4 protein-coding genes are annotated in these 3,403 nt (G+C 65.9%); all 4 read left to right on the forward strand.

What is annotated here, in order from left to right; translation table 11 throughout:
* A partial coding sequence (locus VFW45_14380; protein HEU5181972.1) for a hypothetical protein occupies window positions 1-241 on the forward strand: 241 nt, incomplete at its 5' end.
* On the forward strand, window positions 238-1,011 hold the full coding sequence (gene lptB / locus VFW45_14385; protein ID HEU5181973.1) for an LPS export ABC transporter ATP-binding protein: 774 nt from the start codon (window positions 238-240) through the stop codon (window positions 1,009-1,011). The genes VFW45_14380 and lptB, both read left to right, overlap by 4 nt.
* Window positions 1,008-2,645, forward strand: coding sequence for an RNA polymerase factor sigma-54 (gene rpoN / locus VFW45_14390; GenBank protein HEU5181974.1), 1,638 nt, complete (start codon window positions 1,008-1,010; stop codon window positions 2,643-2,645). The genes lptB and rpoN overlap by 4 nt, the downstream gene beginning before the upstream one ends.
* A partial coding sequence (locus tag VFW45_14395; GenBank protein HEU5181975.1) for a glycosyltransferase family 2 protein occupies window positions 2,642-3,403 on the forward strand: 762 nt, incomplete at its 3' end. The genes rpoN and VFW45_14395, both read left to right, overlap by 4 nt.

Raw genomic sequence — 3,403 nt, forward strand, 5'->3', positions numbered from 1 at the left:
CGCCTCCTCGTTCTATGGGATGGGAGGGGCGGGAAACCCCGGGGGCCGGCCCTCGATCAACTACGCCCGGGCCCTGCGAATTCTCCTGACCATGCAGGCGGGTGACTCGATCAAGGTGGAGAAGGTCGACATGACTGGGCAGGTGGACGGGTTGCAGCTCCAGCCCAAGGCCGGGAAGGTCGACACCCTTCGCCCTGATACTGTCGGCATCAAGCCGTCCAGGCCGAGGGTCCTTCGGTGATCGGGAACGGCAACGGCGCCAGCCGGCTGACGGCCACCGGTCTCCGCAAATCGTTCAAGCGGCGGATGGTGGTGAACGACGTGGCCGTGGATGTCGCCCAGGGCGAGATCGTCGGGCTGCTCGGCCCCAACGGAGCGGGGAAGACGACGACGTTCTACCTGATCACCGGGTTGATTCGGCCCGACGCCGGCACCATCACGCTCGACGGGAAGGATCTGACCGGCATGCCTATGTACCGGCGGGCCCGGTCGGGCATCGGTTACCTTGCCCAGGAGCCCTCGGTATTTCGCCGAATGACGGTGGAGCAGAACGTCATGGCGATCCTCGAGACCCTGCCCCTGTCCCGGCCGGAACGCCGCGAGCGGCTCGAGCGACTGCTGGACGAGCTGTCGATCAAACACCTCCGTTCCAACTACGCCTACTCCCTGTCGGGCGGCGAGCGGCGACGGCTGGAGATCACCCGGGCCCTGGTCACCGAGCCCAAATTCATGCTGCTGGACGAGCCGTTCGCAGGGGTCGATCCGATTGCGGTGCACGACATCCAGACGATCGTGGCGGGCCTGCGCCACCGGGGTATCGGGGTGCTCATCACCGATCACAGCGTGGAGCACATGTTCGAGATCGTCGATCGCGCCTACATCATGTACGAGGGGGAGGTCCGGGCCGCCGGCTCGGTCCAGGAGCTGGTATACAACGACCAGGTCGCCGAGCTTTATCTCGGGCCCACGATGACGGCCCGCCTCAGGAGCCGCATGGAGACTGGCACGTGAAGACCGGGCTCTCACAGCAGACCGGGCTGCGGCAGGAGCTGCGGATCAACCCGCGGCTCTACCAGGCCATGGACATGCTGTACATGCCCATGATGGATCTGCAGCAGCACCTGAAACAGGAGCTGCTGGTCAACCCGTTCCTCGAGCTCCTGGAGCCGGAGGAGGAGGAAGAGGGCAAGGAATCCGCCGAGAAGGAAAAAGAGAAGGAGAAGGAAAAGGCCGAAAAGGAAGAGGAAATCGACTGGGAGGAGATCCTCCTCAACGGATTCGATGCCGGCGGCATGCGGCAACAGTATGAAGAGCAGGAATACGTCGAGCCGGTCTCGGTGCAGACCAAGGATCTGATCGACCACTTGCGTGAGCAGCTCCAGATGCAGGAGCTCTCGCCCCGGCTGCGGCTCCTGAGCGAGGAATTCCTCGGCAATATCAGCGACGAGGGCTACCTGATCGCCCCGCTGGAGGAGATCCTCGACTCGGTCAATCTCCTCCTCGAGAGCCACGCCGCCGGGGCGGGCGACGCTCCCACCGGCGAGTCGGACGAGGATGAAGCCGAGGAGGACGCACCGGCCCCCGCGGAGCTGGCGCCGGGCCCTACCTGGATCGGGCTTCCCGAGGGGCAATCCTCCCCCGACGCGCCGGCGGCGCCGGCCGAGTCGAAGACCGCCGAGGCGCCGGTTCCCAAGCCCCGCGGAGACATCCCCGGCGTCCCGTACTTCACCTTGGCCGAGCTGGAGCAGATGCTGGCCGTGATTCAAAAGCTGGATCCGCCCGGCATCGGAGCCCGCAACCTGCAGGAGTGCCTCACGCTCCAGCTGCGCGAGGCGGGAGAAACCGACACTCTCGCCTACCGGCTGGTGTCGGAGGCGTTCAACGACCTGATCGCCCACCGCTGGAACGAGCTGGCCAAGCGCTTCGGGGTCGAACCCTCCAAGGTGCAGGCCGCCGGCGACACGCTGTCCCGGTTCGACCCCAAGCCGGGGCTCAAGCACACCAACCGCAGCGACGGCTACATCATCCCCGACCTCATCGTCGACAAGGTCGACGGGAAGTACCACATCAGCCTCAACGACAGCGGGGTGCCGCGGCTGCGGCTGAGCCGGTCCTACCAGGACATCGCCCGGGACAAGAAGAAGCTCACCCAGGAGAACCGCGAGTTCATCGCCAACAAGCTGAACAGCGCCAACTGGATGATCCAGGCCATCGAACAGCGCCGCCAGACCATGCTCAAGGTCATGAACTTCATCGTGGACCGGCAGCGGGCCTTCTTCGAGAAGGGCGTCGAGTACCTCAAGCCGCTCACCCTCCGCGAGGTCGCGGAAGTAATCAGCATGCACGAATCCACGGTCAGCCGGGTGACCAACGAGAAGTACGTGCAGACGCCGCGCGGCGTACTGCCGCTCAAGTTCTTCTTCTCCAGCGCCCTGACCACTGCCTCCGGCGAAGATGCCAGCGCGCGGTCCATCCGCGCCAAGCTCCAGAAGATGGTTCAGGAGGAGGATCCGGCCAAGCCGCTCACCGACCAGCAGATCGTGCATCTGTTCCAGGAGCAGGGCATCCAGATCGCCCGCCGCACCGTCGCCAAGTATCGCGACCAGCTCGGCATTCTTCCCGCCCGGATGCGCAAGCGGGTATGAGCGGGCGGGTCGATGTGAGCGTGCTCGTCCCGGCCAAGGACGAGGCGGAGAACCTCCCTGAATTCGTCCGGCTCTGCGGCGAGGCGCTTGGCGCGGCAGGCTTCTCGTTCGAGGTCGTCGTGGTCGACGACGGCTCCCGCGACGGCACCGCCGACATACTGGCCCGGCTCGCCGGGGAACACCGGTTCCTCAAGGTGGTGACCCATCGGCGCCAGCGGGGCATCGCCGATGCCCTGCGCAGCGCGGGCGACGCCTCCTCGGGCGAAGTGTCGGTGTTCTATCCCGCGGACCTCCAGTATCTCCCCGAAGACATTCCCGCCCTGGTGCGCCCGATCCTCGACGGTCAGGCCGACATCGTCACCGGCACCAAACAGGGGAAGTACGAAAAGGCCTTCGTGAGCGGGATCTACAACGCCCTGTGCCGAGTGTTGTTCGGAGTCCAGGTCCAGGACCTGAATTCGGTGAAAGCCTGGCGCCAGGAGATCATGCGCAGCGTGCCGCTGCGGCCGGACTGGCACCGCTACATGGTGGTCATTGCGGTGGCCGATGGCTGGCGCCTCACCTCCAGGCCGGTACCACTTTACCCTCGCCGGGCCGGCACCTCGAAGTTCACCTGGCGCCGGATCCCGGTCGGCGTACTCGACCTGCTGTCGGTGTGGTTCCAGCTCCGGTTCGGGCGGAAGCCGATGCTGTTCTTCGGCGTGATGGGCGCCGTGCTCTTCGCGGTCGGCCTGCTGGCCGGTATTGTGGCCCTGGTG

This window comes from Candidatus Polarisedimenticolia bacterium, assembly GCA_035764505.1.
Classification (GTDB): domain Bacteria; phylum Acidobacteriota; class Polarisedimenticolia; order Gp22-AA2; family AA152; genus AA152.